Source organism: Flavobacterium sp. M31R6 (assembly GCF_013284035.1).
In the GTDB taxonomy this organism is placed as follows: domain Bacteria; phylum Bacteroidota; class Bacteroidia; order Flavobacteriales; family Flavobacteriaceae; genus Flavobacterium.
Window position 1 is genome coordinate 3391060 of sequence record NZ_CP054141.1, and the last position, 26891, is coordinate 3417950.

The 26891-nt window shown below is 35.1% G+C and carries 21 protein-coding genes; 14 read left to right on the forward strand and 7 right to left on the reverse strand.

Features of this window, described 5'->3' with window-relative positions; all coding sequences use genetic code 11:
* Positions 1–117 precede the first annotated feature (117 nt).
* The 4 genes from HQN62_RS13975 to HQN62_RS13990 are packed head-to-tail and all read right to left on the reverse strand — an operon-like array spanning position 118 to position 2828.
* Positions 118–966 (reverse strand): hypothetical protein, encoded by an 849-nt coding sequence (locus tag HQN62_RS13975; protein ID WP_173504833.1) that lies wholly within the window; start codon positions 964–966, stop codon positions 118–120.
* Positions 967–1004: 38 nt separating this feature from the next.
* Positions 1005–1637 carry a conjugal transfer protein TraD gene (locus HQN62_RS13980; protein ID WP_173504834.1) on the reverse strand — a complete coding sequence of 211 codons (633 nt, stop codon included), beginning with the start codon at positions 1635–1637 and terminating at the stop codon, positions 1005–1007.
* Between the two features lie 2 nt (positions 1638–1639).
* A complete protein-coding gene (locus tag HQN62_RS13985; protein WP_024981707.1) occupies positions 1640–2056 on the reverse strand; it encodes a DUF3408 domain-containing protein in 417 nt (138 codons plus the stop codon).
* Between the two features lie 4 nt (positions 2057–2060).
* Positions 2061–2828 carry a ParA family protein gene (locus HQN62_RS13990; RefSeq protein ID WP_173504835.1) on the reverse strand — a complete coding sequence of 256 codons (768 nt, stop codon included), beginning with the start codon at positions 2826–2828 and terminating at the stop codon, positions 2061–2063.
* 725 nt (positions 2829–3553) lie between these two features.
* On the opposite strand from HQN62_RS13990, the gene mobA reads away from it, so the two are divergent.
* Positions 3554–3985, forward strand: coding sequence for a conjugal transfer protein MobA (gene mobA / locus HQN62_RS13995; RefSeq protein ID WP_173505581.1), 432 nt, complete (start codon positions 3554–3556; stop codon positions 3983–3985).
* 7 nt (positions 3986–3992) lie between these two features.
* Positions 3993–5279, forward strand: coding sequence for a conjugal transfer protein MobB (gene mobB / locus HQN62_RS14000; protein ID WP_173504836.1), 1287 nt, complete (start codon positions 3993–3995; stop codon positions 5277–5279).
* 27 nt (positions 5280–5306) lie between these two features.
* Here mobB and HQN62_RS14005 read toward each other — a convergent pair whose 3' ends face one another.
* Positions 5307–5864 (reverse strand): hypothetical protein, encoded by a 558-nt coding sequence (locus tag HQN62_RS14005; protein ID WP_173504837.1) that lies wholly within the window; start codon positions 5862–5864, stop codon positions 5307–5309.
* 207 nt (positions 5865–6071) lie between these two features.
* Between HQN62_RS14005 and mobC the strand changes: the two genes are divergently transcribed.
* The 12 genes from mobC to HQN62_RS14065 all read left to right on the forward strand — a co-directional run bounded on the left by mobC (position 6072) and on the right by HQN62_RS14065 (position 20904).
* A complete protein-coding gene (mobC, locus tag HQN62_RS14010; RefSeq protein WP_173504838.1) occupies positions 6072–8090 on the forward strand; it encodes a conjugal transfer protein MobC in 2019 nt (672 codons plus the stop codon).
* Between the two features lie 494 nt (positions 8091–8584).
* Positions 8585–9142, forward strand: coding sequence for a restriction endonuclease subunit S (locus tag HQN62_RS14015; RefSeq protein ID WP_173504839.1), 558 nt, complete (start codon positions 8585–8587; stop codon positions 9140–9142).
* A 7-nt stretch (positions 9143–9149) separates the two neighbouring features.
* The gene (locus HQN62_RS14020; RefSeq protein WP_089480688.1) at positions 9150–9368 is read left to right on the forward strand and encodes a hypothetical protein; all 219 of its coding nucleotides are present in this window, start codon (positions 9150–9152) and stop codon (positions 9366–9368) included.
* Positions 9369–9388: 20 nt separating this feature from the next.
* Positions 9389–10921, forward strand: a complete 1533-nt coding sequence (locus tag HQN62_RS14025; RefSeq protein ID WP_173504840.1) for a type I restriction-modification system subunit M — start codon at positions 9389–9391, stop codon at positions 10919–10921.
* Between the two features lies 1 nt (position 10922).
* Positions 10923–12155 (forward strand): nucleotidyltransferase domain-containing protein, encoded by a 1233-nt coding sequence (locus HQN62_RS14030; protein WP_173504841.1) that lies wholly within the window; start codon positions 10923–10925, stop codon positions 12153–12155.
* Positions 12139–12618, forward strand: coding sequence for a type II CBASS E2 protein (locus HQN62_RS18860; protein ID WP_217362494.1), 480 nt, complete (start codon positions 12139–12141; stop codon positions 12616–12618). The genes HQN62_RS14030 and HQN62_RS18860 overlap by 17 nt, the downstream gene beginning before the upstream one ends.
* A 5-nt stretch (positions 12619–12623) precedes the next feature.
* Entirely contained in the window at positions 12624–13829 is a 1206-nt protein-coding gene (locus HQN62_RS14040; RefSeq protein WP_173504842.1) for a restriction endonuclease subunit S, read from the forward strand.
* An 11-nt stretch (positions 13830–13840) separates the two neighbouring features.
* Positions 13841–14617, forward strand: a complete 777-nt coding sequence (locus HQN62_RS14045) for a DUF1883 domain-containing protein (RefSeq protein ID WP_173504843.1) — start codon at positions 13841–13843, stop codon at positions 14615–14617.
* Positions 14618–14632: 15 nt separating this feature from the next.
* A complete protein-coding gene (locus tag HQN62_RS14050; protein ID WP_173504844.1) occupies positions 14633–15763 on the forward strand; it encodes an SAVED domain-containing protein in 1131 nt (376 codons plus the stop codon).
* 4 nt (positions 15764–15767) lie between these two features.
* Positions 15768–16970 carry a PDDEXK nuclease domain-containing protein gene (locus HQN62_RS14055; protein ID WP_173504845.1) on the forward strand — a complete coding sequence of 401 codons (1203 nt, stop codon included), beginning with the start codon at positions 15768–15770 and terminating at the stop codon, positions 16968–16970.
* On the forward strand, positions 16970–20194 hold the full coding sequence (locus tag HQN62_RS14060) for a type I restriction endonuclease subunit R (RefSeq protein ID WP_173504846.1): 3225 nt from the start codon (positions 16970–16972) through the stop codon (positions 20192–20194). The genes HQN62_RS14055 and HQN62_RS14060 overlap by 1 nt, the downstream gene beginning before the upstream one ends.
* Positions 20194–20904 (forward strand): M48 family metallopeptidase, encoded by a 711-nt coding sequence (locus tag HQN62_RS14065; RefSeq protein ID WP_173504847.1) that lies wholly within the window; start codon positions 20194–20196, stop codon positions 20902–20904. Before HQN62_RS14060 ends, HQN62_RS14065 begins: the two co-directional genes overlap by 1 nt.
* A 156-nt stretch (positions 20905–21060) precedes the next feature.
* Here HQN62_RS14065 and HQN62_RS14070 read toward each other — a convergent pair whose 3' ends face one another.
* Positions 21061–26463, reverse strand: a complete 5403-nt coding sequence (locus HQN62_RS14070) for an N-6 DNA methylase (RefSeq protein WP_173504848.1) — start codon at positions 26461–26463, stop codon at positions 21061–21063.
* Entirely contained in the window at positions 26450–26887 is a 438-nt protein-coding gene (locus tag HQN62_RS14075; RefSeq protein WP_024981684.1) for a DUF1896 domain-containing protein, read from the reverse strand. The genes HQN62_RS14070 and HQN62_RS14075 overlap by 14 nt, the downstream gene beginning before the upstream one ends.
* Between the last annotated feature and the right edge of the window lie 4 nt (positions 26888–26891).

Sequence of the window (26891 nt, forward strand, 5' to 3'; positions counted from 1 at the left end):
CTGGATACACCCTCAATGGAATTTTCTAACAGGCTGAATAATTCAGTTTCTTGTATTTTCTAAACAGAAATTGGGCACAAAAAAATGCCAGAACTTTTGGCTCTGGCTCTTAATGTTTTACATTTTTCTACCCTTTTTTTGTTCAGGGAATATATCTGACAATTTCTTGGCTTCTATTTTCTCTTTTTGTTCCAATTTTTGTTCTTCAAGGTTTAACTTAATATTTTCTGGAATATTGGTTTCCTTCCATGGTAGTGTTCTGGCTTTAAAGTGTAATTGAAGAGTATCTTCTTTTATAAGGTGTCCGGGCCCAAAACCATATTTTATGTTCCAGCCAACATTGTCCAATTCACTAAGATGTGGAAACTTTATCACTATGATTTCCTTAGGCAGTTCGGTAATGGTACGAATACCCACTTCCTGAAATTCACGCGTTTTTGGATTATAAGGAATAATATATGCCTGATAATAACGATCATAATATTCCCTTATTTCAGATAAGTCTATTCCTTTAGACTTAAAGTCATCTTTTGGTCGAAGCTTGTCCATCACTAAATCAACATAAAAAGTGTGTCCAGCAATATCCAATGTTGGCAATATTTTTTTGTTCCATCGCAAATCAAGCGGACTTCCCGGTTTTATCGTCAATTCAAAATCTGTCTTTCCAGTGATTTCTTCTATTGTTAGATTGTACTTTTTTGCCATACCTATAGAATCGAGCTCTACAAGATTGGGGATTTTTATTTCCTTTGAATGGTTGTTATTGCCCAGAGCCATTGATGCTCCAAAAGGAAGAAAATTATTGATTGTCATATCATACTGAAAACGGTAACCATCACCAACATACAGCATATTTTTAATGCTCATCCTGTTTTGAGGGTTGCCTTTTTCCTTTAATTCATTTTTTATAACATCTACAAAAAAATCTGTTCCTTCGATGTTCACCGTTGGTAATTCTCGTTCCATAATATTCTGTTTTTAAATAACAAAGGGAAGTCGTCTTTTCAGACAAACTCCCCAATGTCAAAATTCTCCAGATCATTTTTCCGCAAAGTGGAAGAACTGGCATCCATTTCAGAAGAAAGGCTTCCGTCCAATAGCTCGGCAATTTTTCGGGAAGCACTTTCTATGGAATTTTCCAATAGGCTGAATAATTCAGTTCCTTGTATTTTCTGAACTATAGCAACTACTGTTTCCTTTTGAGATGGCTCCAATTTGTTTTTTTGCAGCAACATCCCCGCAGAGCTTAGTTCTTCAAAGGTAACCCCTTGGGCAAAACCGTCATTCCTACCAGATATTCCATATCTGTTCCATTCTTCTTCCTCTTCCTCAAAATCAGGCATATTTCCAAAAACTTCATCCAGTTCTTCCTGCGGAATTTGTATATCGACATCTACCTCGTCGATTTCAATATCAAAATTATTCATTTCATGTTTCCGCTTTTTACTTTGGCTTTCAGTGGCACGTTTTGGCACTGAAAGGCTTCTCATTGGTTTGGGCTGTCCCATAATATCAGGTAGGTTCGGATTAGGTTTTTCCTGAGTTGGTTTTTGCTCCGTCCTTTTCTTGATAATTATCTTATCCTGCACCAAGAGCGCAATAATAATGAGCAGGCATATTACGATTACTGTTTCCATAATTATAAAATAGGTTTGTATTTATCATTAAAAGTTGTGATAATCTGCTCTCCAAACTCCTGAAAATGATATTCAAGAAGATTGTCTAAGTAGGCATAAATGGTTATTTTATCTTCGCCTATTACCTGTACAATCCGTGAGAGTTTCTCATGGAAATCCGGTCGGATATATACCGTTTTACCATCACGGGCATTGGTGTCTGGCCTTTTGAAAAATATGCTTTCATAATCCTGATCATTTATTTTTTTTCCTCTGTTCCGTTCCTTCGCTAAAGGCTTTTCCTGAAATGGTTTTATCGGAGCTTTGCGTTCTTCCAGCGGAAGTTCCAATCCTTCCTTTTTTACTCCATCTACCATCAGATTCATCATTAACTCTTCGTTGATTTCGGGAATTGCTTTTTTCTTATTGTCTTTTTCCATGCTATTACAATTGAACGATTCTTAAAAATTCCGTCATAAACTGGTCTAAGCGGCAAGCATTCATCAACCGTTCATCGGGAGGCATTAAAGTTGATCGAAAAACAGTTTTGGCACCCGCTTCACTCTCCTTGCGGAAACGTGTGCTGTTCATAATCTGACATTGCATTAGACTTAAGCCCAACTCATCAATCAATTTATTATAAACATCGTACAAGGGCGAGCGTTCACGACCATCTACCTGATTCCAAAACAGATTAATGGTTTCAATGGAGGTTTCTCCTTTTTTCATAATAACATCCTTCATCAGCTGGGTAAAAATGAGTGTACTTTCCATAACTACACGATCTGCTACAATAGGCGTGAAAATATGGTGCATCCCCGCCAGAGCTTTCAAAATACCAGGAGTGTTTACTGTTCCCGGAAGGTCAAAAAAGATAAAATCAACCGGAACGGAAGTGGATTCTAAAAAATCATGCGCAGCCTCCAATACACCTTCAGCTTTATGCTGAATGATCGGATAAGCTTTTTTGTTAATAGTCGTAAATTGTTTGAATGCCATCCGTTTTAAAAACTCATTTTCCATCACCATAGCCAAATCACGAGTCTTCATTTTCATTAAACTATGTTGTGGAAAATCAGCATCGAATACGGCTATATTGTAGCCAAGACGATAATGTAGTGTACTGGCCGCAAGTGCCGTAAAGGTGGTTTTGCCAACTCCTCCCTTTTGGGACGAAAAAGCAATGAATACTGTTTTGTGTTCTGTTTTCATTTTTAACTGTATTTAATTATTTACTTATATCACTGCATAGATAGATGCTTACCTACTATTGTTCATACGTATGCAATTTTGTAGAAAGTTATGTGGCTATTTAAATAGGTATTGCTCTACTTATATACTGACATATGCGTATCTGTCTTTAGCCAACTACACAAATAAGTTTGTATCATCATGACTATATATGTATAAACCCAAGTCTGTAAACCTGCACTTATGTAACCATGCAATTTTATATGCTCTTCTGTATTTATCAACATCCATAAACTTGTATACACATAAGCGACTAAATACATAATTGAGAAACAACGTACCAACATAGTTATCTGTTTACATACGCTTGCAGGTACAAAGAAATGCAGATGTATACGTCCTTCTTATAAGTAAGAACGCATTGGCGTTCATTGACACTATTTGGCAATACTACACAGTGCAATACTTTACTGAAGAGGAATTTACTTTGTAAAGTGATTTTTATTAATGGATTTATGCAAAATGACTTCGACAAATTAGACTATAAAGTGAACGGCTCGAAGCCGTTTTTCCCTGCTTTATTTAATCCGTCCCGCAGGGCGGATTTTTGTGTTCGCCAGAACACGGCAAGTTGTGTTTTGAGGCACTCGAAACTGAGTTCGTGCCCCAAAACAACTTGCCCTTGCAGGGGCTGAAAACCCTTCCGAAGTCAGGCTTTTTTGCTAAAGTCAAAAATGGATATAATGATGAAAGAAAACAGTAATAAAAAACAGAATAAAGGCGGACGAACTCCGAAGAACGACCCGAGTATTCACCGCCACGTTTTTCGTCTTACAGACGAAGAAAATGCTAGATTAATATCTCTTTTTGAAACATCAGGAATGACCAACAAAGCAAAATTTATCATTTCACTTTTGTTCAGTAAGGAAATGAAATCGGTTAAAATTGATAAAGGAACGGTTGATTTTTATATGCGATTGACTTCATTTCACAGTCAATTTCGCTCAATAGGCGTGAATTACAATCAGATTGTGAAGCTGTTGTACCGTCATTTTTCCGATAAAAAAGCCGCTGCGTTTCTCTATAAATTAGAAAAACAGACGGCAGAAATGGCGGTATTATGCCAAAAAATCATTCAGATAACCGAAGAATTTGAAACAAATCATTTGAAAAAATAGTATAGAAATGATAGCGAAAATCGGAAGAGGTAGTAATTTATACGGAGCATTGGCATACAATCAGCTCAAAGTAGAGAATAAAAATGGTCAAATTCTATTTACCAATAGAATAATAGAAACACCTAATGGATATTATTCTGTTGCACAATTATCCCAATCTTTTGAACCTTACCTGATTGCCAACCGCAATACCGAAAAACCAACTTTGCATATATCTCTCAATCCTGACCCAAAGGATAATGTAAGTGATGAAAAGTTCAAACTAATAGCTCAGGAGTATATGCAGGAACTGGGTTATGGGGAACAACCTTTTGTAGTATTCAAGCATACGGATATTGATCGAACCCATATACATATTGTATCAGTTTGTGTGGATGAAGAAGGCAAAAAGATTTCGGATAAGTTCGAAAAAAGACGATCTATGAATGTATGTCGTGAACTCGAAAGTAAATACGGACTTCTATCAGCTACAGAGAAAGAGCACAAACAAAATGATAATATTTTCCATCCTGTGAATTACCAAATAGGAGATATAAAAAGCCAGATTGCTTCGGTTGTCCGTCACCTAACTAAGTATTATAAGTTCCAGACACTGGGAGAATACAATGCACTGCTTTCCCTTTTTAATATTACTATTGAAAAAGTAGAGGGAGAATTGCAGGGAAAAATTCGCCAAGGCTTATTGTACATTCCTTTAAATGAAAAAGGAGAAAGAGCTGGACATCCGTTCAAGGCTTCCTTATTCGGAAAGAATGCAGGGCTACCGACTTTGGAATTACATTTTGCAAAAAGCAAAGAGGCTTTGAAAGACCACCCGACAAAGCCAACCATTAAAGCTACTGTTACCATTGCCTTGCAATCAACAAGTGATGAGCAGGCTTTTAAAAAGCGATTAGGCGAACAAGGCATTAACGTAGTGGTACGGAGAAATGACACAGGGCGTATTTACGGAATAACTTTTATAGACCATAATTCTAAAGCAATTTGGAACGGTTCACGTTTGGGCAAAGAACTTTCTGCCAATACCTTTAATGATTATTGGAACCATAATATCAAACCCGACATTAAAAAGCCAGTTCAACTACAATCTAAAATATCAAAACCAAATGACACAGATCTTCCTGCAGAACAACCACATCATTTGTTCGACTTCCTGAATACTTCAGAAAAACATGAAGATGGTTTGATCGAAACATTGAGTGCCTTACTTCCCGAAGCACAGGGAGAAGATTACGAAGAACAGGATTTTGCCAATAAGATAAAAAAGAAAAGAAAACGTAAAAGAGGTCAGTAGGTTTTGTTGTTTATTTTGAACTCATGATTATAAAGACACTTTCAATCCCAAAGCATAGCTCCAGTACAAAATCTTTGGAACAGTTGGTGTCTTGAACTGATAAATACCATAAACATATAATGAAAAAAATATAAATGCTCCCCAACTCAATCCAATACACAATAAACCTTGTCGTTCTGTTAGATTGAACATACCAGCAACGAATGATTTTACTATTAATGCGGGAATAATACAGCATATTAACACACAGATTACCCACGGTAATATCCATAATTTCCTGTTCTTTGCCTGCAAGCCAATGATAGTTCCTTTGAAGAAATAAATGATGCAGAAAATAAGGTAGGTAAATAATAGAGAGAAACCCCAAATTTTAAATTTGTCAGTTTCTTCTCCCCAGAACTTTTGAGACAGTAAAAATCCGGCATAAAAAAACATACCGAAAATAGCAGCTATTTTTAAGACGAAAATAAAACCCTCAACGACGATAAACATTAGCCCTGTAGCGGCCTCACTTTCTTCTCTTTTCCGGGCTTCATATTCCTCTTCACTTTCTCCAGGATCAGCATCAGGATTATTCCAATTCATATTATTTCCTTTAATATTGATTATCAAATTGATGAGTAAGTCAAAAAAATCAAAAGTTTAAATTTAATAAAAAAATCGTTATAAAATCTGAACTTGATTGGAACCAATTAACGCCAAACACTGTCACCCACCGCTAATGTCTGCCACTTTTTTATAGCCACTCTGCACATCCTTTAAATTAACGCCCGAACATTTAATATTTAGAAAATGCAGGGAGAAGACGATTTAAGAGGTTTAGCCAAGATTATGGCATTTATGAGAGCGGTAAGTATACTGATTGTGCTGATGCACTTTTACTGGTTCTGTTATGGGTTCTTTTTAGAAAGAAGCTGGACACTGGAGGTAGTCAATAAAATATTGAGAAACTTTGATCGAACGGTGAACCTGTTTTCCCATACGCTTTACACCAAAATATTTGCTTTGCTCTTGCTGGCTTTGAGTTGTTTGGGAACAAAAGGTGTCAAGAATGAAAAAATAACATGGTCTAAAATATATATGACGTTGGGAATTGGGTTTGTGCTGTTTTTTCTGAACACACCCTTATTAAAACTGTCATTAAACATCGCTACATTTCTTTATATCCTTACCACAGGTTTGGGCTATATCTCGCTGATGGTAACAGGAGTTTGGATTAGCCGGCTGCTCCGTACCAACCTAATGGACGATGTATTCAATAATGAGAATGAAAGTTTTATGCAGGAAACCAAACTAATGGAAAACGAGTATTCCGTGAATCTGCCGACTAAGTTCTGGTACAACAAAAAACAGCATAATGGATGGATTAATATTGTAAATCCTTTTAGGGCAACAATTGTATTAGGCACACCCGGTTCGGGCAAATCATATGCTGTTGTAAACAACTATATCAAACAGCATATTGAGAAAGGGTTTTCAATGTACATCTATGATTTTAAATTCGACGACCTTTCTACAATTGCATATAACCATTTGCTAATATACTCGGATAAATACAAAGTAAAACCTAAATTCTACATCATTAATTTTGATGATCCAAGAAAAAGTCATCGTTGTAATCCCCTCAATCCTGATTTCATGACTGATATTTCCGATGCTTACGAAGCAGCTTACACCATTATGCTGAACCTAAACCGAAGCTGGATACAGAAACAGGGAGATTTTTTCGTAGAATCTCCAATCATATTATTGGCTGCCATCATTTGGTTTCTTAAAATCTATGAAAACGGCAAATACTGTACGTTTCCTCACGCCATTGAATTACTAAATAAAAAGTATTCTGACGTGTTTACTATTCTGACTTCCTATTCTGATCTAGAAAATTATCTATCACCTTTTATGGATGCTTGGCAAGGTGGCGCACAAGACCAGTTGCAGGGACAGATAGCATCTGCAAAAATCCCTTTGTCAAGAATGATTTCACCTCAGCTTTATTGGGTTATGACCGGTGATGATTTTTCATTAGACATCAATAATCCCAAAGAACCGAAAATATTATGTGTAGGCAACAATCCAGATCGACAAAATATTTACTCTGCTGCGCTGGGGTTGTATAATTCTCGTATTGTAAAACTCATTAATAAGAAAGGACAGTTAAAGAGTTCTGTCATTATAGATGAGCTGCCGACAATCTACTTTCGAGGACTCGATAACCTTATTGCAACAGCACGAAGCAATAAAGTTGCGGTTTGTTTGGGATTTCAGGATTTTTCACAATTAACCCGTGATTATGGAGACAAAGAAAGTAAGGTTATACAAAATACTGTAGGTAATATATTCAGTGGCCAAGTGGTAGGAGAAACAGCAAAAACTCTTTCGGAACGTTTTGGGAAAGTATTACAGAAAAGACAAAGTTTATCAATCAACCGTAATGATACGTCAACATCAATTTCTACTCAATTGGACAGCCTCATTCCTGCATCTAAAATTTCCACATTGACCCAAGGTGTTTTTGTAGGAGCTGTATCGGACAATTTTGATGAACGTATCGAGCAGAAAATCTTCCATGCTGAAATTGTTGTCGATAACGGAAAAGTAGCAGCCGAAACTAAAGCTTATCAAAAAATACCGGAAATTTTATTTTTTGTAAATGACACAGGAGAAGATATGATGAAGCAGGAAATCGAAGCTAATTACAGACAAATAAAACTGGATATTATTCAGGTTATTGCGACTGAATTGGAGCGTATTAAAAATGATCCTGATTTACAGCATTTGGTGCAAAAAGATAAGCCCAAAGGCAATGTATAAATACTAATATATCTTCAGTTCGCAATAAGGTCAGGCCACGTTTTCCTCATACAAATCTTTTGAGGATTTACAAAAAGAGTGTGTTTTCAGCCAAATAAGCCTACACACATAAAGAATCAACCGAACCTAATTTTATTTTTATTGGGACATTTTGTAAGCGATACAAACTAATTATTTTTAATTTTTCCTATAAAAAAATTTACATTTAAAGTACTGTATTTGTCTATTTTATATTTTTTATAAATGCAGAGTCAACAAAACAAATTTAAAGCAAACTAATAAACCACATGTTCCAATTTGCACTCAAAACCCATATAAATATAGCGTTTCGACTATTTAATAAATAAGAAAAGTTTTGCATATTATTCCACTACACCCTATCCAAAAAAGCTTAAAATATATTTTTGAATAATTGTACAATAAAATAAATTTGTTTATTTCATTTATTTATGTACATTTGTATCAGAAATGAATAACATTACAAAAATAATGAAATGGAAGTTAAGTTAAAAGAAATTGCAAATATTCAGTTCGGATATTACGGACAACCCAGTAAAAAAGGCACTATTCCGTATTTACAAGCAAAACATTTCAATGAATTTGGACAATATATTGTAGAAAACGACACCTATTTAGAAGAAGACCAAAAAGTAACAGCAAATCTTTTGCAAAATGAAGATATTCTTTTCGTGGCAAAAGGATTTCGCTTTTTTGCCACATTGTATAAGGAAGAGCTTGGTAAGGCAATTGCATCATCCATATTTTTTATTTTACGAACTGATAAAACTAGAATCATTCCGGCTTATTTGGTTTCAGTACTCAATCTTCCTAAAAACATATTGCATTTTCAGCAGTCAGGTGCAGGAAGTACAATTCCATCCATTCGCAAAAATGAATTAGCAGATTTTACATTTAATCTAATACCATTAGAAGAACAACAAAAAGTGGTAGCATTACAGGAATTATATCTAAAAGATATGGAGCTTACCAATAACATTATCAAAGAAAAACAAAAATTATTTCAAACGACAATTTCAACAATTATAAAATAATCACAAGATGGCAAAAATAAAAAATGATGCTCCAGGAATGAGAGGCGACAGAAGCAGAAATGACAACGGAGAATTAAGACAAAAAAGAAGTGATACACACATAGGCACTATCGAACAGAAGTATAATATTGATTTGAATGTAAGAAGCGATATGCATTTAGGTACTTATTTAGAAAAAAACGATATTGCTTCTTTAAACGATTTAGTAAATAATAATAAAAAATAATAGCTCCAAAAATAACCACCATGGCAGAGAATAAAATTACTCAAAAGGAAATCAATAATATTGTTTGGAAAGCTTGTGATACTTTACGCCCAGTAATGGGAAGTGAACAATACAAGGATTATATATTGACACTATTATTTATAAAATACCTGTCTGATGTTTGGAAAGACAAAGTTGAACAATACCGCATTAAGTACCCCGACAATGAAGAAATGGTAAAACGCCAACTACAGAGAGAGCGTTTTATATTGCCGGAAATAAGCAATTTTGATTACTTATTCCAAAATCGAAACGAACCTAACATTGGAGAAATTATCGATATCGGTTTAACAGCTTTAGAGGATGCTAACCGTTCCAAATTAGCAATGGTTTTCCGTAGTATTTCTTTCAATTCTGAAACGGTTTTTGGTCAAACCAAACAGCGTAATGCTATTATGAAAAACTTATTGGTTGATTTTTCAGAACTGGATTTACAACCATCACACTTAAAAAACAATGACGTCATTGGAGATAGTTATGAATTTTTAATCTCAAAATTTGCTGGAGAAAGTGGTAAAAAATCCGGAGAGTTTTACACGCCAAGCGAAGTCAGTACACTATTGGCAAAACTACTGGATCCACAGCCCGGTAACAGAATGTGTGATCCCACCGCAGGGTCGGGCTCTCTGTTGATTAAAATGGCCGATGAAATTGAGGGTAAAAACTATTCTCTTTATGGACAAGAAAACAACGGCAGTACTTGGGCATTATGCCGTATGAATATGTTTTTGCACGAACAAGACAGTGCTACTATAGAATGGGGCGATACTATCAATAATCCAAAGCTATTGGAAAATGACAAATTGATGAAATTCCATATTGTGGGAGCAAATCCCCCATTTTCACTTGACAAATGGGGAGCGGATACAGCCGCTTCCGACCAGTTTAATCGTTTCCATAGAGGTGTTCCTCCAAAGAGCAAAGGAGATTATGCTTTTATCAGTCACATGATAGAAACTACCTATGAAGATGTGGGTAAAGTGGGAGTAATTGTACCACACGGCGTATTGTTTCGTAGCAGTAGCGAGGGGCAAATTCGTAAAAAACTAATTGACGAAAATTTATTAGAAGCTGTTATTGGTTTGCCTGCCAATCTCTTTTTTGGCACAGGAATTCCTGCTGCTATATTAATTTTCAATAGAGGAAAAGGAGCTAATAAAGACATTTTGTTTATTGATGCCAGTCGTGAATTCGAGAATGGGAAAAATCAAAATAAGTTAAGAGAAATTGACATCGAGCATATTGTAACAGCATTGAAAGAGTTTAAAACTGCTACGCCACTAACGACCGAAAAAGGGGCTATTATTGAAGACAAATACAGCTATCGTGCAACAATGGCTGACATTATAGAAAACGATTACAACCTTAATATCCCTCGTTATGTAGATACTTTTGAAGAAGAGGAAGAAGTAGATATTAAAGCCACGCATACCAATATTACCGAACTTAAAAAACAACTAACCGAAGTAGAAAACCAAATGGAAAACTACTTGAAGGAACTAAACTTTATATAATATGCTAACAATACAACAAAAAACAGAATTCAGTGAAATATTAGATGAATTAGGAGAAACTCTGGACATAACAGAAAGTCAATTTAATGCAGCTGTAACCAGTTATAATGCAGTTGGAAATTGGCTTTGTAATGATGATTCCAAATTGAAACCTTATAGTCCAAGTGTAAAACCACAAGGTTCATTTTTAATTGGCACGACTATTCAGCCTTATACAGATGGTCAGGATATTGATATTGATTTAGTATGTGAATTAACAGGTAAAAATCCTAGATGGACACAAAAAGACTTAAAGGATATTGTCAAGGAACAATTAGAATCTCATAAAAAATATGAATCAATTCTTGATGAAGAAGGAAGAAGATGTTGGACTTTAAAATACAGAGAAAACTCTATAAATAATGACCAGTACCATATGGATATTCTTCCAGCTGTTATTGCTAATGGCTACAATGTAGTATTGACCAAATTTTTTTCAGAATCTAGAAACATTAATTTTGATAGTTTAGCAATTCGAATAACAGATAAAGAATTATTAAACTATGAAGTGGCAACTGATCCTGATCATTGGTTACAAAGTAATCCTTTTGGTTATGCAAAATGGTTTATTGACAGAGCAGAAACCAGTAATCTCAAACTTTTCTCTTTAAACGAATCTATTCAACCTGTACCTAAATTCCAAAAGAGAAGATTGCCTTTACAAAGAGTGGTTCAAATTTTAAAACGCCATAGAGATATGATGTTTAAAGATGACAAAGAAAAACCTATTTCTGTAATTATTACCACTTTAGCAGCTTATGCCTATGAAGGACAAACTAATGTCCTTGATGCCTTAGTTGGAGTAATAGATAGAATGCACTTATTTGTTGAAAATAAGCTTGACCAAGATACTGGAGAACCATATAGATTTGTAGGCAATCCTGTAAATATATCTGAAAATTTTGCTGACCGTTGGAGAGATACTCCAGCCAAAGAAAGAAAATTTAATGATTGGTTGAAAAAGGTGAAATTTGATATTAATAATTCTGCTCAACAAAATGGGCAGCATAATATTATTAGAACTCTTTCAGAATCATTTGGAGATAATGCCGTAAAAAAAACATTCAGCAATATTGGAAATCGTAAACAATTATTAACTGAACAAGGAAATAATCGTTTCGATGCAGCAGTAGGCTTATCATCAGCTGGAGCAAGCGCAATTAAACCTCACAAATTTTATGGGACTGAAAAATAATCAAGTATCAATTGCGATTCAAGCAGCCAATATTAAAAAGATGTTTCCAAACTCAATAGTTACAACTTTTCACGGCCAAGAACTAACTTGGACGCATACAATTATGCCTTCTCCTTTAGGTGATAAATATGAAATTAAATTAGTTTATAAAATAAACGGATCAAGAAATAGATTAGGATCATCAAAAACGACAAGTGCGCCTAAAATTTACATACTAAATCCTAAACTTGAATTAGCAATAGGAGAATCAAAATTGCCACATTGTTATGACCAAAAGAAACAACATTTGTGTCTGTATTATCCCGATGGTACGGAATGGAATAAATCAATGTTGTTAGCAACAACAGTTATTCCTTGGGCTTATGAATGGTTATACCATTACGAAATTTGGCTAGGAACAGGAGAATGGACTGGAGGGGGTATACACCCTGTTAAAAACAAACCTAAAATTTCAGAAAAATAATAAAAATGAAAGTAGAAACTAAAACTAAAAAACATACCGAAAACATGATTAGTAAATTTACTGATATAGGAAAGGTCTATAATGGTTGGGAAGCTAAAGAACTTGGATATTTTTTAGATTATGTTCAACCAACTAACTTCATTTCTAAATATATTGAAAAAGAAAAATCTAGTGTAAATTGTATTCCAGTTTTGACAGCAGGTAAATCTTTTATTTTAGGATATACAAGTAATAATGATAAAACATTTAACAAACTTCCAATTATTTTATTTGATGATTTTACAACAGACAATAAATATGTTGATTTCCCTTTTCAGATTCGTTCATCTGCTGCAAAAATATTAGTTCCAAAAGAGAATAATGATTTTGATTTCAAGTTTGTTTTCAATGCGATGCAACAAATAAATTTTATCTCATCAGACCATAAAAGATATTGGATTTCAGAGTATCAGTTATTGACAATTCCTTTTCCATCAATACAAGAACAACAAAAAATAGCATCCATACTTACTACTTGGGATATTGCAATTAACAAAAGCATATTGATATTAGAAGAATTAATAAAACAAAAAAAATGGTTAGCATATAATTTATTATTTAATAAAAAAAAGAATAATAAGAATGAGGTCATTAATCTTGTTTCGCTTTCGAAATTATTAAATAGAGTTAAAAACCCTTTAACACCAGATCCTCAAAAATATTATAAACAGATTGGTATTCGTTCCCATACTAAAGGTATTTTTTATAAAGAAGAAGTAAGTGGTCTGAGTCTTGGAAATAAATCAGTTTTTCATATTGAAGCAAACTGTTTTATTTTAAATATTGTATTTGCATGGGAGCATGCAATAGCAAAAACCACATTAAATGAGGTCGGAATGATTGCATCTCATAGATTTCCGATGTTTAAGCCTGTGGCTGATGAATTAAATTTAGATTATCTATTGCATTTTTTTAAATCTCAAAAAGGTAAAAATTTATTGGGTTTAGCCTCTCCAGGAGGTGCCGGTAGAAATAAAACATTAGGGCAAAGTGAATTTTTAAAGTTAAAAATACCTGTTCCAAATATTAAAGAACAGAAAATTATTGCAGAAGTACTGGACAAGGTAGATGAAGAGATTTTATTATATAAAGAAAAGATAACAAACCTACAATTACAGAAAAAAGGATTGATGCAACAATTATTAACAGGTAAAGTGAGAGTAAAAATCTAAAATAAGAATATATGAATTTTAATGTATATGATTTAGGGAATTTAAAAGCTGGCGAAAGAGTTCAGGTAACTTTACAAGGTAGTGCAGCTAACGTTAGACTAATGGATAGTTCTAATTACAGTAATTATAAAAACGGAAGGAGACATACTTATTATGGAGGTTTAATTACTAAGTCTCCAGTAGTTTTAGGTGTTAAAAATTCAGGACATTGGTATGTTACTGTTGATATGCAGGGGTTGCGTGGCACCGTAAGGTCTTCTGTAAAAGTATTACCATCTGCTTTGCCAACATATAGAGAACCATCACTTGCAACAGTACCTTCGTTAATTCATAAAGAAGAGCATAATCCATATGATTCTGTTGAGGATGAAAAAAAATATGATGTTTTTATTTCTCACGCTTCAGAAGATAAGGAAGAGGTTGTCAGGCCTCTTGTTCATGCACTACAAAAAGAAGGTTTGACAGTTTGGTATGATGAATTTGAAATGAAAATTGGCGATAGCTTAAGAAGAAAAATTGACAAAGGATTGGTAAATAGCAAATTCGGTATTGTGGTTTTATCGAAAGATTTTATCAAAAAAGGTTGGACAAATTATGAGTTAGATGGTATTATTTCTAAAGCTGTCACAGGCGAACAAGTCGTTTTGCCTATTTGGCACAATATTACTAAAAAAGAAGTAATTGATTTTTCTCCATCACTTTCAGATAAAGTAGCAAGAAACACTTCCGCTTATACTGTAGAAGAAATTGCAACAGAAATAGCTGAATTAATTATTTCTAGTAACTAAAAAAATTAAAACATCATGAGCGTAACAAGTATAACAGATAAAAATAAATATTTACTTTGGGTAAAATCGGGCGGAAGATGTCAATATAGGGGATGCAATTGTTCTTTGACACAAGATATTTTAACCAAACGAAATTTCAATCAGTCATACATTGCTCATATTGTAGCTGATGTTCCTGGTGGTCCAAGAGGCGATGCCGTTCGTTCTCCTTTACTAAAAGACGATATTACTAATTTAATGTTGCTTTGCGATACCCATCATAGATTAATTGATAGAGCTGATGTAGCAGGTCATCCGGAAACATTGCTTGTGAAAATGAAAAAAGAACACGAAGCCCGCATTGAGAATGCTACTGCAATTGCTCCAAATATGCAAAGTCATATACTTACATATAAAGCCAACGTAGGGCAATTTACACCAGAAATGAGCTACCAAACAGTAAGTCAATTCCTTAAGCCAACATATTATCCAGCTATGGCGGACACTATTGACTTAAGTTTATCCAATAGTATACAAAGAGATAGAGACACTGCATTTTGGACAACAGAAGTAGCAAATTTAGAAGCACAATTCGATAGAAAATTATTCCAGAATTATGCAAAAGGAGAAATCAAGCATCTATCAGTTTTTGCTTTTGCTCCAATTCCATTATTAGTGAAATTAGGTACATTGATTAATGATATTTACACCTGTCAAATTAACCAAAAAGTACGTAATCCAGATACTTGGAATTTAGACGATGATACTGCAGAGGTTAAATACACACTAATTGAACCTGAGAAAAAACATAAAACAGTAGCTTTAAATATTTCTTTAAGTGCTACTATTACTAATGATAGAATTACTCAAGTATTAGGCGAGGATTGCGATGTTTTTACATTTACGATAGATAATCCATTCAATGATTATTTAAAAAGTAAAAAACATTTAGAAGATTTTAGTATTGCAATTAGGAAATTATTTAATCTCATAAAAGCTAAATATGATGCACAGACTCCAATCCATATTTTCCCTGCTATGCCTATTGCCAAAGCAGTAGAAATGGGTAGAGTTTGGATGCCAAAAGCTGATATGCCTTTATATCTTTATGATCAAAACACAGCTAATGGTGGATTTACAAAAGTGATAGAAATAGTAAATAGTTAATTTTATGAGCAACATTCAAAATCCAGAATTTGGCAATATTGTAAAACTAATACAAGAAACACAAGGCAGAGTAAGACAATATACCAACACTGCTTTGGTAACATTATACTTTGATATTGGTAAAACAGTTAGCCAAAAAGTGGCACAAAGCACTTGGGGACAAGGTACTGTGCAACAATTAGCGGATTACATTCAAACCGAAATGCCTACATTAAAATCATTTAATCGTAGGGGTTTATACCGTATGAAACAGTTTTACGAAACCTATTGTCCAGGATCGGAATTTGATGTTGTATTTCAAAATATTGCTAGTCTAAATACTGAAAATAAAAATAATAAAAATGTATCAGCACCTCCGACACATTTAAGTTTTGAATTTGTGTCAACTGCGTTGACACAATTGCAAAAAACACAAAATGAAAAAGTGTCACCAGTGGCGACACAATTAGAAAATGACGATAATAACGAAAAAACAATTGTCTCTGCATTGCAGACACAATTAAGTTGGTCAGTTCACTTGGAGATTTTATCAGCTTGTAAGTTACCCGAAGAGAAACTATTTTATTTGATTATGGCTTCGAAAGAGAAATGGGGCAAATTAGAAGTCAGAAGACAAATCGATAGTGGTTATTTTGAACGCTATGCTTTAAGCAATAAAAAAGTGTCGCCACTGGCGACACAATTACCAGCCAAGATAAACGAGCACTTAAGAGACATTTATTCATTAGAGTTTTTAGAATTAGGTGATGATTTCAGTGAAAGAGATTTACAAAAATCAATAGTAAAAAACCTAAAGAAATTTATTTTAGAAATTGGAAATAATTTTTCTTTTGTTGGCGAAGAATACAGAGTACAAGTAGCTAATAGAGATTATGAAGTAGATTTATTATTCTATCACAGATCATTACAATGTTTGGTGGCTTTTGAACTAAAAATTACCGATTTCAAACCCGAGTATTTAGGTAAAATGAACTTCTATTTAGAAGCACTCGACAGGGATCATAAACAGCCACACGAAAATCCAAGCATCGGAATAATACTTTGTAAAAGTAAAGACGATGAGATTGTAGAAATTGCAATGAGCCGTTCACTATCACCAACAAAAGTAGCAGAGTACACCACCAAATTAATTGATAAAAAATTACTTCAAGCCAAATTACACGAATTGGGAGAATTGTACAATCAATCAAAAAACATAGATTCATAATGAGTATTCCATCCTATATTGAAGACCATATCAGTCAAATTCCAGCATTACAGTTGCTCATAAAAATGGGATATCAATATGTATCGCCAGATGAAGCAATGGAATTACGTGGCGGTAGAACCAGTAATGTATTACTGGAACCTATTTTAAAAAAACAACTCGAAAAAATAAATAGTATTCAATACAAGGACAAAGAGTTTTCTTTTTCAGAGAGCAATATCAATGCTGCAATTATCGCTTTGCGGGAATTACCAATACAGGATGGTTTTATAAAGGCAAATCAGGCAATTTATGACCTTATAACTTTGGGCAAAAGTTTGGAACAAACCATTCTAAACGATAAAAAAAGTTTTTCTTTTCAATATATCGATTGGAAAAACATTGAGAATAATACATTCCACGTTACCGAAGAATATGCCGTACTGCGCAGCGAAAGAAACGACACCTATCGTCCAGATATTGTTTTGTTCATCAATGGAATTCCAATGGTAGTAATTGAATGCAAAAGTAATGTGATAAAAGATCCTGTAACACAAGGAATATCACAACATTTAAGAAACCAATTAGAGGACGGAATAAGAGGATTATACCAATATTCTAATATGGTGTTGTCATTAGCAGTAAACGAGGCAAGATATGCCACGACAGCCACACAAAAAGAGTTTTGGAGTGTATGGAAAGAAGTATTCCGTACCAAGGAAGAAGGAATACAGTATGGCGATGCAATTAGACAACTAAAAAACAGCGAATTGCCTAACACAGAGCGAACAGCCATTTTCAAACAACGATTTGGCAGTGTATTACATTATTTCAATCAACTAGAAAAAGAAGAAGTAATTGTAACCGAACAAGATAAATTAGTATTCAGTTTATGTCAAAAATCAAGAATTTTAGACTTGATTTTTAATTACATAATTTATGATGATGGCATTAAGAAAATAACCCGATACCAGCAATATTTTGCAATCAAAGAAACACTAAAAAAAATCAGTATTGCCGATGCTAATGGAAAGCGAACTGGTGGTGTGATTTGGCATACACAAGGAAGTGGAAAATCGTTGACAATGGTAATGTTGGCGCAATTAATTGCAACCCAAAAAGAGATAAAAAATCCAAAAATAATTCTAGTTACCGATAGAATAGATTTAAATACACAAATAACAGAAACATTTCAAAAATGTCACGTTGATGTAGAAGAAGCACAAACCGGAAAACATTTAGTAGAACTAATTAATAGCCCAACCGATGCAGTAATTACAACATTGATACACAAATTTGAAGCTGCTATAAACCAATCAAAAGAAGGTTTTACTTCGCCTAATATTTTTGTATTGATTGACGAAGGACACCGAAGCCAGTATGGTACATTTAATGTAAAAATGCAAAAGGTTTTCCCTAATGCCTGTTTTGTCGCATTTACAGGAACTCCATTAATGAAAAAAGAAAAAAGTACTGCCAATAAATTTGGAGGTCTAATTGATGTTTATTCTATAACGGATGCCGTTGAAGATAAAGCTGTAGTACCGTTGCTTTATGAGGGAAGACACAATCTAATTGAGGTAAATGATAAACCATTAGACACCTATTTCGATAAAATTTCGGAACCTGCAACACCTTATGGAAAAGTTGCATTAAAAAGAAAATTCAGTTCAACCAATCAAATTAATAAAGCCGACCAAGTGATTTATGCAAGAGCTTGGGATATTAGCGAGCATTTTGAAGCAAACATTCAAGGGACTGGTTTCAAAGGACAATTAGTAGCACCCAACAAAACCAGCGCAATAAAATACCGAGAATACTTAAAAGAAATAGGAAAAGTAAGTTGTGAGGTGTTAATTTCTGCACCCGATACAAGAGAAAATCACGAAGATGCTTTTGAGGAAAACGAAGATGTAGTCTTGAAGTTTTACAAAGCAATGATGGGTAAATATGGAAAACAATTAGATTACGAAAAATCAGTAATTAGTGCTTTCAAAAAGCAAGAACAACCTGAAATAATTATTGTAGTAGATAAATTATTAACTGGTTTCGATGCACCAAATAATCAAGTATTATACATTACTAGAAGTTTAAAAGAGCATACTTTACTTCAAGCTATTGCAAGGGTAAATAGAGTTGCGCCTGGAAAAGAATATGGTTTTATAATCGATTATTTTGGAAATTTAGAAAATCTGGACAATGCTCTAAATACATACAGCGGACTAAATGACTTTGAATTAGAAGAACTATCAGGAACAATAATAAACATAAACAAGGAGATAGAAAAATTACCACAGGCACACAGCGAGTTATGGGATATTTTCAAAACGATAAAAAACAAATACGATGCAGAAGCATATTCCGAATTATTAAATGATGAAAGCATAAGACATCCCTTTTATGAAAAACTTTCGGCTTTTGTTCGTTTGTTTAAATTAGCAATGGCATCAATAGAATTTAATGATATTAAAAACGAGAAAACCATTGATAAATACAAAAAGGACAGTAAGTTTTTCTTGCAATTGAGAGTAGATGTTAAGCGAAGATATTTTGATGATTTAGATTATTCAGCTTATGAACCACAAGTTCAAAAGTTAATAGATAAACATATAACTACGGAAGGCGAAGTATTAAAAATAACCGAACTAGTAAATATTTTTGATAGAGAAAAAAGAGAAGCTGAAGTAGAAAAAGTAATTGGAAAAGCAGCAAAAGCGGATCACATTGCAACTCGTACCGTCAAGGCAATTAATGTCAAAATGAATGAAGATCCCATCTTCTATAAAAGTTTGTCGGCATTAATTAGAGAAGCTATAAATGATTATCATCAGCATCGAATTGATGAAGCACTTTATTTACAAAAAGCTAAAGAATATGAAAATCAATTCTTAACTGGAAAACAAAATAATGTACCAAATGCTATCCAAGATAAACCAAATGCAATTGCTTTCTACAATCTGATAAATGCAGTTTTACAAAATAGTTTTAGCAATGCACCAGAACCAAAAGAAGTACAAGCTGGTACAGCATTAGAAATAGAAGATTGTATAAAGAATATAGTATTTGAAAACAATACACTTATTATTGATTGGCAAACCAATACTGAAATTGAGAAAGAATTGAAAAATAATCTCGATGATTTACTTTTCGAAAAACAGCAACAATACGATACGCAATTTTCATTTGATAAAATTGATGAATTAATAGACGAAGTAATTAAAATTGCTAAACTAAAATACATTTAATGCTACAATCAAGTCAACAAGTCAATTATGGCAGTAAAAGCATTGAATATAAATTGTCTTTTGCTGAAAGAAAATCATTAGGCATAAAAGTATTGCCTGATGGTTTGGTATTGGTTATTGCTCCATTTGATGCGGATTTAATAGAAATCAATAAAAAAGTAAAATTAAAAGCCAATTGGATATTAAAACAGCAAGCTTTTTTTTGTAGTTACAAACCAAATACTCCAGAGCGTAAATATGTTAATGGAGAAACACATTTGTATCTAGGTAGACAATATAAGTTACAAATTATTGAAGATACTATAAATGAAATAAAGATTTATAGAGGCGCAATGATTATGAAAACTAAAAAAAACAATCCGGAATATTTAGAGAAAAAATTAAATGAATGGTACAAGGAAAAAGCAATTGTCCATTTTGAAGAATTGCTCGAAATTTCTTTAGAAAAATTTAATAAGTACAAAATCGAAAAACCTATTTTAGATATAAGATTAATGCAAAAACGTTGGGGAAGTTGCACTAAATCAGGCAAAATAATTCTAAACACAGAATTAATAAAAGCCCCAAAAGGAAGTATTGAATATGTTGTAATTCACGAATTATGTCATTTAGTTCATCACAATCATAATAAGGAATTCTATGATTTACAAAATACATTATCTCCCAATTGGGAAAAATGGAAAGAAAAATTAGAACACGCTTTGTCCTAAAATCTAACGTCTATCAAATAGAAATTATTCAACATTTATCAAGGTAAATAAAAAGTAAAATAGTAATTAAAGACATTGTTTTAACTTCAATCGGATCTTTTTCTAACACTAACAACCGTTAACTTAAGAAATTCACTTGACGTGAATTGGTCGCTATCAAGTCCCCTTTAAGCGAACAGATGGTCTTTCCTGAACCAGAGCATCACTGCTTTTAATGGGTACTACCAGCTCTTCTAAATCCTGCTCTTTATGTTCTGGAGCAATAGATAATTGTATCTTCCTGTCAATGGACGCCAATTCCGTTTTCAGTTCACTCAACCTGCTTTCCTTTGTCCACGTACCGTTAACCACTTCCTGAAGTATAGGCAGGTCTTTTTTCAGTTCGGTAATTTTCTTTTGTTCCTGCTCAATATAGCTGGGGATTTTTTCTAAAGCACTAAGGAAATTCATTGATGCAAGCTTTGCGTCAGTAGCAATCAAGCCATTATTATAAGTGTATTTTATATTGCCTTCACCCTGCACCAAAAAACGATTGACCCTAATATCAATACCCTCTTTTTCGGATATTTCAGTTTTAACCAATAATGTAAACCCATACAGGCTGCCTATTTCGTCATATTGACCACCGGTACGGGCTTTATCCGCAATCTGATTTAGCTTTGTTCCAATCTGTTTCACATCAGCATTAGGTAACAATCCATCAAGCTGTACAGGGTTCAGTATCGTTCCGTCCTGTCCTTTTTGTAAGCGTTGTTGCAGATTTTCCCAATCGAGGGTCATTCGTTCCAATCGTGACTTGGCAGACTCTAGTGTCGCAGAAATATCTTCCAGCTTGTATTTGGAGCTGAACTTGGAACGATTGAATGCCTGCTTCTCACTTTCCAATCCAGCGACCTGTTTTTCCAGTTTTGCTTTTTCCAATAAATCCGTATTTCCCGAAAGTATAGCTACGTATTCAGAGAAATTCATTCCCGATTTTTCATCCATACTCCCCTCATCAATGGTTCGCTTTCCTAGATTGTTGGTTTTGAGTTGGTCAATAAAAAGCTGTTTATTGTACAAAAGATTAAACTTGTAGCTGTCCAGCGATTTTTCGACTGCATAGATAATTACATCCACCTTGTTATCGGCGAAAAATTTGGCAATTTCATTGCCTTTTCGCACAGCCCTTCCGTCACGTTGAGCAAGATCGCTTGGTCTCCACGGGGTATCCAAATGATGAACGGCAACAGCTCTTTTCTGTGCATTTACACCAGTTCCCAACATGCCGGTAGAACCAAACAGCACACGGATTTTCCCCTCATTCATACCGCCTATAAGCTCCTTGCGTTGCTTATCATTTTTAGCTTCCTGTATAAAACGGACTTCATGTTCCGGTATACCATAATCATCTACAAGTTTGCGCTTGATTTCCCCATATACATTCCATTCTCCTGGCTTGTAAGTGCCTAAATCTGAAAAAACAAACTGCGTTCCTTTCTGCGCATGGAATTTTTGGTAATACTTTGCAATATTGGTTGCACAATGAGAAGCTTTGTTATCGGGGTGGTCATTATATTTACTGCTTACCATCCGCATATCGAGGGACATCTTACGGGCATAATCCGTAGCAATCAGCATCTTTGCTTTTTCTTCCCTATCTGTTAGCGGAGGTCTTCCCAATAAGGTCGCATTACCTGATTTAGCAAACTCCATCAATTTCTGGATGAATACTTCCTGATCGGGCGTAGGCGGTATATTATAAAGTACCTCGTTCTTTTCCGGACGATCTATACCAATATCCTTAGCGGTTCTGTAATCCGTGATTTCCGAATAGAACTGTGCCAGTTCCGGCACTTTGATAAAGTAGCGGAAGCGTTCTTTTGACACGATATTATTCGCTACCGAAAACTCATAATCAGTCGTTTTCCTTGCATAGATAGCCGCCCACGCATCAAAACAGTTAATACCTTGTTTTTCCAATGCTCTTGGACGGAGATATTTAAACAATAGATATAACTCGGTTAAGGAATTGCTGATAGTTGTACCTGAAAGAAAGGTAGCACCCATATCGCCTTGTATGCGATCCTGAATGGTGCGGATGGCAAAAAGCAGGTTCATGGCCTTTTGGCTTCCCATCATATTGCCCAAACCTGCAACCCGGTCATGACGCGTATTGAACATCAGGTTTTTGAACTGGTGGCTTTCATCAGCAAATAAGTGGTCGATGCCCATCATCTTAAAATCCACTACATCATCTTTTCGGTTTTCGATGTCATGTTCCAAAGTTTTCAGCCTAACTTCAAGGTTCTGTCTCCTGATGATTACACCTTTGAGCATACCCCTTGAAATCTCTTTGCCCTGTGCTTCCAAAGCGGCAAGATTATCTTCCACGCTGTTCAGTTCGACTTGTAGGATTTCCTTTTGCATTTCTGGCGACTGGGGTATCATGCCAAACTGGTCATGGGTCAATATCACGCAGTCCCAATCGTTGTTTTTAATATCTCCGAAAATCCGTTGCCTTTTCTGTGGGGTAAAATCTTCTTTGCCAGGATACATAATTTTAGCGTGTGGGTAGGCTTTACGGTACGTTTCTGCAATCTCATGGACATTGGCTTTCAATCCTATTATCATAGGTTTGTGTACCATTCCCAAACGTTTCATCTCCTGTGCTGCGGTACACATCACCAATGTCTTGCCGGCTCCTACTTCGTGATCGCAAATCGCACCGTTGTTCAGCTTGATCATCCATACTGTATCCTTTTGGCTCGAATATAAATCGTTAATGCCTAAGCCTTTTCTGTCCAGTCCTGGAAATTCCTGATGGCTTCCGTCGTACTGCGGACGCACAAAACAGTTAAAGGTATCGTTATACTGGTCGGTCAGCCTTTTTTTAAACTCATCGTTTTGAGTGTGAAGCCATTCGGTAAAGGCGGTACGTATTTCATCAATCTTGGTATTCGCCATCTGTATAGCTTCCATATCCCTTACCTTGACTTCCTTATCATCAATCATTACTTTTTTGGTAATATCAGGAGTAGTATTGACTAATGCGTTTTTCAGTAGAGCAATCCCGTCAAATGTTCGACTTTCAGACTTGACGGCATATTTATCCCATATATGTACATTTTTCTGATCGCATTTTATAGAAAAGTCATCGGAAGTTTCAGAATACTGGATACGCACCTCCGTATCAAAAAGATGAGAAGCAAAACGGGCATAGATCCCTGTCGGTATCCAGCGTTCACCAAGATTGAAATCTAACTCTTCAAATTCGATACGTCTTGGTCGGGCTTCTTCTAAAGACGTAAGGCTTTCTTTGGCCTGCCTATCATGGGGATTGCTTTCGAGATAGCTTTTTAAGGCTGTGGCTTTCTCCACCACATTGCCAGCTACCCATCTTTCAGCTATTTCATATTCCTTTTCCAAAGGATTATAAAAGATGCGTCCGTGCAATACCGCTTTCAAATCGTCGGATGATATACCGCTGATTTTGGACATAAAGTCTAGATCAACGTTCCCGTATTTGTTCAATGATGCGGCTAAAGCCTCATCGGGATTATCGGTAGCTAATGTGGTAATGGAGAAGCTTACCGGACGGTGGAAGATATCCGCCTTATGTACCACACCGCCCACAACACGTTCCAAATAAGCCATTTCCTTACCGGAACTGTCTGTTTTGATAAGCTTGATATTATCGGCACTGTTCAGGTTGCCGTACCTTTTTACGAAGGCATCGTAAACCTTATTAAATGTTTCTCTCTCTTCTTTATGTTCGGTTTGCAGTTTGGCTTCCTTCTGATATAAATCGAGGTAGTTATCTCGTACAGAAATATAGGCTTCAGCTCTTCCTTTCTGTAAGGACGATAATTGCAAAGGATGAAACATCGCCTGTTTCTTATCGCTATCAAAATCTTTAAGATAGCCGACCCAGCCGTTATCCACTGCAAGGCTATCGTTACGATGAAAAGACTGTATTTCTTTGGTATAAATTGCTGGTTCGGGAATGGTGTTGCCTGCGGTAATCTTTTCGGAGAGATTATTTCCTTTCAGTCCTGAAAACAAATCGCCGATAACTTCCTGTGTATTTCTCTCATTTGGTATATTGCTATTTACTGGAGAAGTAGAAATGGGAGGTTGTTGCATCAAACCGCTGAACAGGTTTCCCTGATATCCGCTCACAGTTCTTTTTCTTTTGGCTGGTAGTTTTGTTGTTGTGACTGCTTTAACAGGAGTGGTAAAAGACGCCAGTTCTTTTGAATTTTCAAAGAGATCAAAAATGCTTAGTTGCCTTTCTTCTTTTACAATGTCTTTATTTATTGTTTGAGCAGTTAATGTCTGCGTTTTCTGTGAAATGGTTGCAGATCCGGCAACGGGAGTTGCAACCGTTGGTGTTATAGGAATTTGTTTGATTGGCGCATCGTTTCGTTCACCTTTATACAAGCCAATATCCAGATGTTTTCCAAAATCTTCCGATAGCATTTGCTTTAGGTCCTTGGCAATTCCTTCCACACCATCCCTGTGCGTATAGACAAATGCAGGTTGTCCATAAGGATCGGTAGCCAACATCTGTGTAGTATGTATAATCCTTCCGTTGTCTTGAAACAAGGCGTTGCTTGGCGTATTGTATTCCGTTATTTGACTCTGACAAAACAGTTCTTCCGCTTCGGTCAAACTTTGTTTTGCAGTATTCTTTTGCAGAATTATTAGATCACTTCCTACCTCTGTACCAGCATAGTCGGTAAATAAATTATTTGGCAACCGAACGACTGAAACTAGGTTGTTGTCCTGCATCAATACCTTGCGTATGGGTTCGTTCTTCGGGCTGTTCAGCACACCTTGTGAAGTGATAAAAGCCAGCACACCACCTTCACGGAGCATTTCGGCTCCCTTCATAAAGAAGTAATTGTGTATGCTTCGGGCAGCCTGTACTTTTGCAGCGTCCCTGCTTCTGGAATAGGAAAGATCAAAGACGGACGTATCACCGAAAGGGATATTGCTAGCTACCACATCATAGCTGTTTTTTTCCCTTTCGGGTATTTCTTCAAAGCCGCTAATGCGGATCGTATTATCTGGATAGAGCTGTTTTAAAATTTTTCCAGTGAGCAAGTCCTTTTCATAAGCGGTAACCTGTGGCATATCTTTATCTGCAAAGGATTGTATGAAAGAACCGTTACCGGCAGATGGTTCTAAAAGTTTTTGAATGCTTACACCATTTTCTTTTAATGTGGTGGAAATAGCATCAATAATCAAAGGTGGTGTGTAAAATGCAGTCAGTACAGAACTCCGCATACTGTCCACATATCTACGGTATTGTTTTTCATCAGTTGCATTTTCTTTTAGAAGCTGATGGAGTTCCTGTGTAACTGGAAAAAGTTCATATTCGGTCTTTCTCCAATGGTTAATATCTATCGGATTTTGGGCAGGATTCAACACAAATTTAAGACCACCAAATCCGCTGTATTGCATCATTAGCAGTCTTTCGCCTGCGGAGGCTTTTCTGTTCTCCTTTTCCAGTTTAAAAGCAATTCGCAGGGAATCAATATTCGATTGGAGATGTTGACGTTTACTGAAGCCCATGTTCCTCTATCCATATTGCTATGGTTCCTGTCAGTTCCGTATAGAGCAAATCAAACTCCGTTGTATAGGCGAAGTCATCCGTTAATTTGTAGTTTGTAAAAACAGGGTAGCAAATAGGCAACATCTTTAAGGCAAACGGTCGTAATTCTTCATCTGCCATTCTCGCATCAAACTCATTGCAGACTACTTGAAAAAGGGTATCAAATTTTGAAAAGTGCAATCCTTCAAATAAGACATAATCGGCAATATGATCACATTGGTTTATTGGGTTTCCTGCTCGAAAAGCATCTTCATAAGCATTGGAAGCCCAACTTGAACGCTGGTCAATAAATTTAACATCATACGCTTTTTCGGGAAAGCTTATAGTTAATAATTCTTGTAGTCGTAACCTGAAATATGACAGGTCTTTTTGCTGTGTATTCATACTA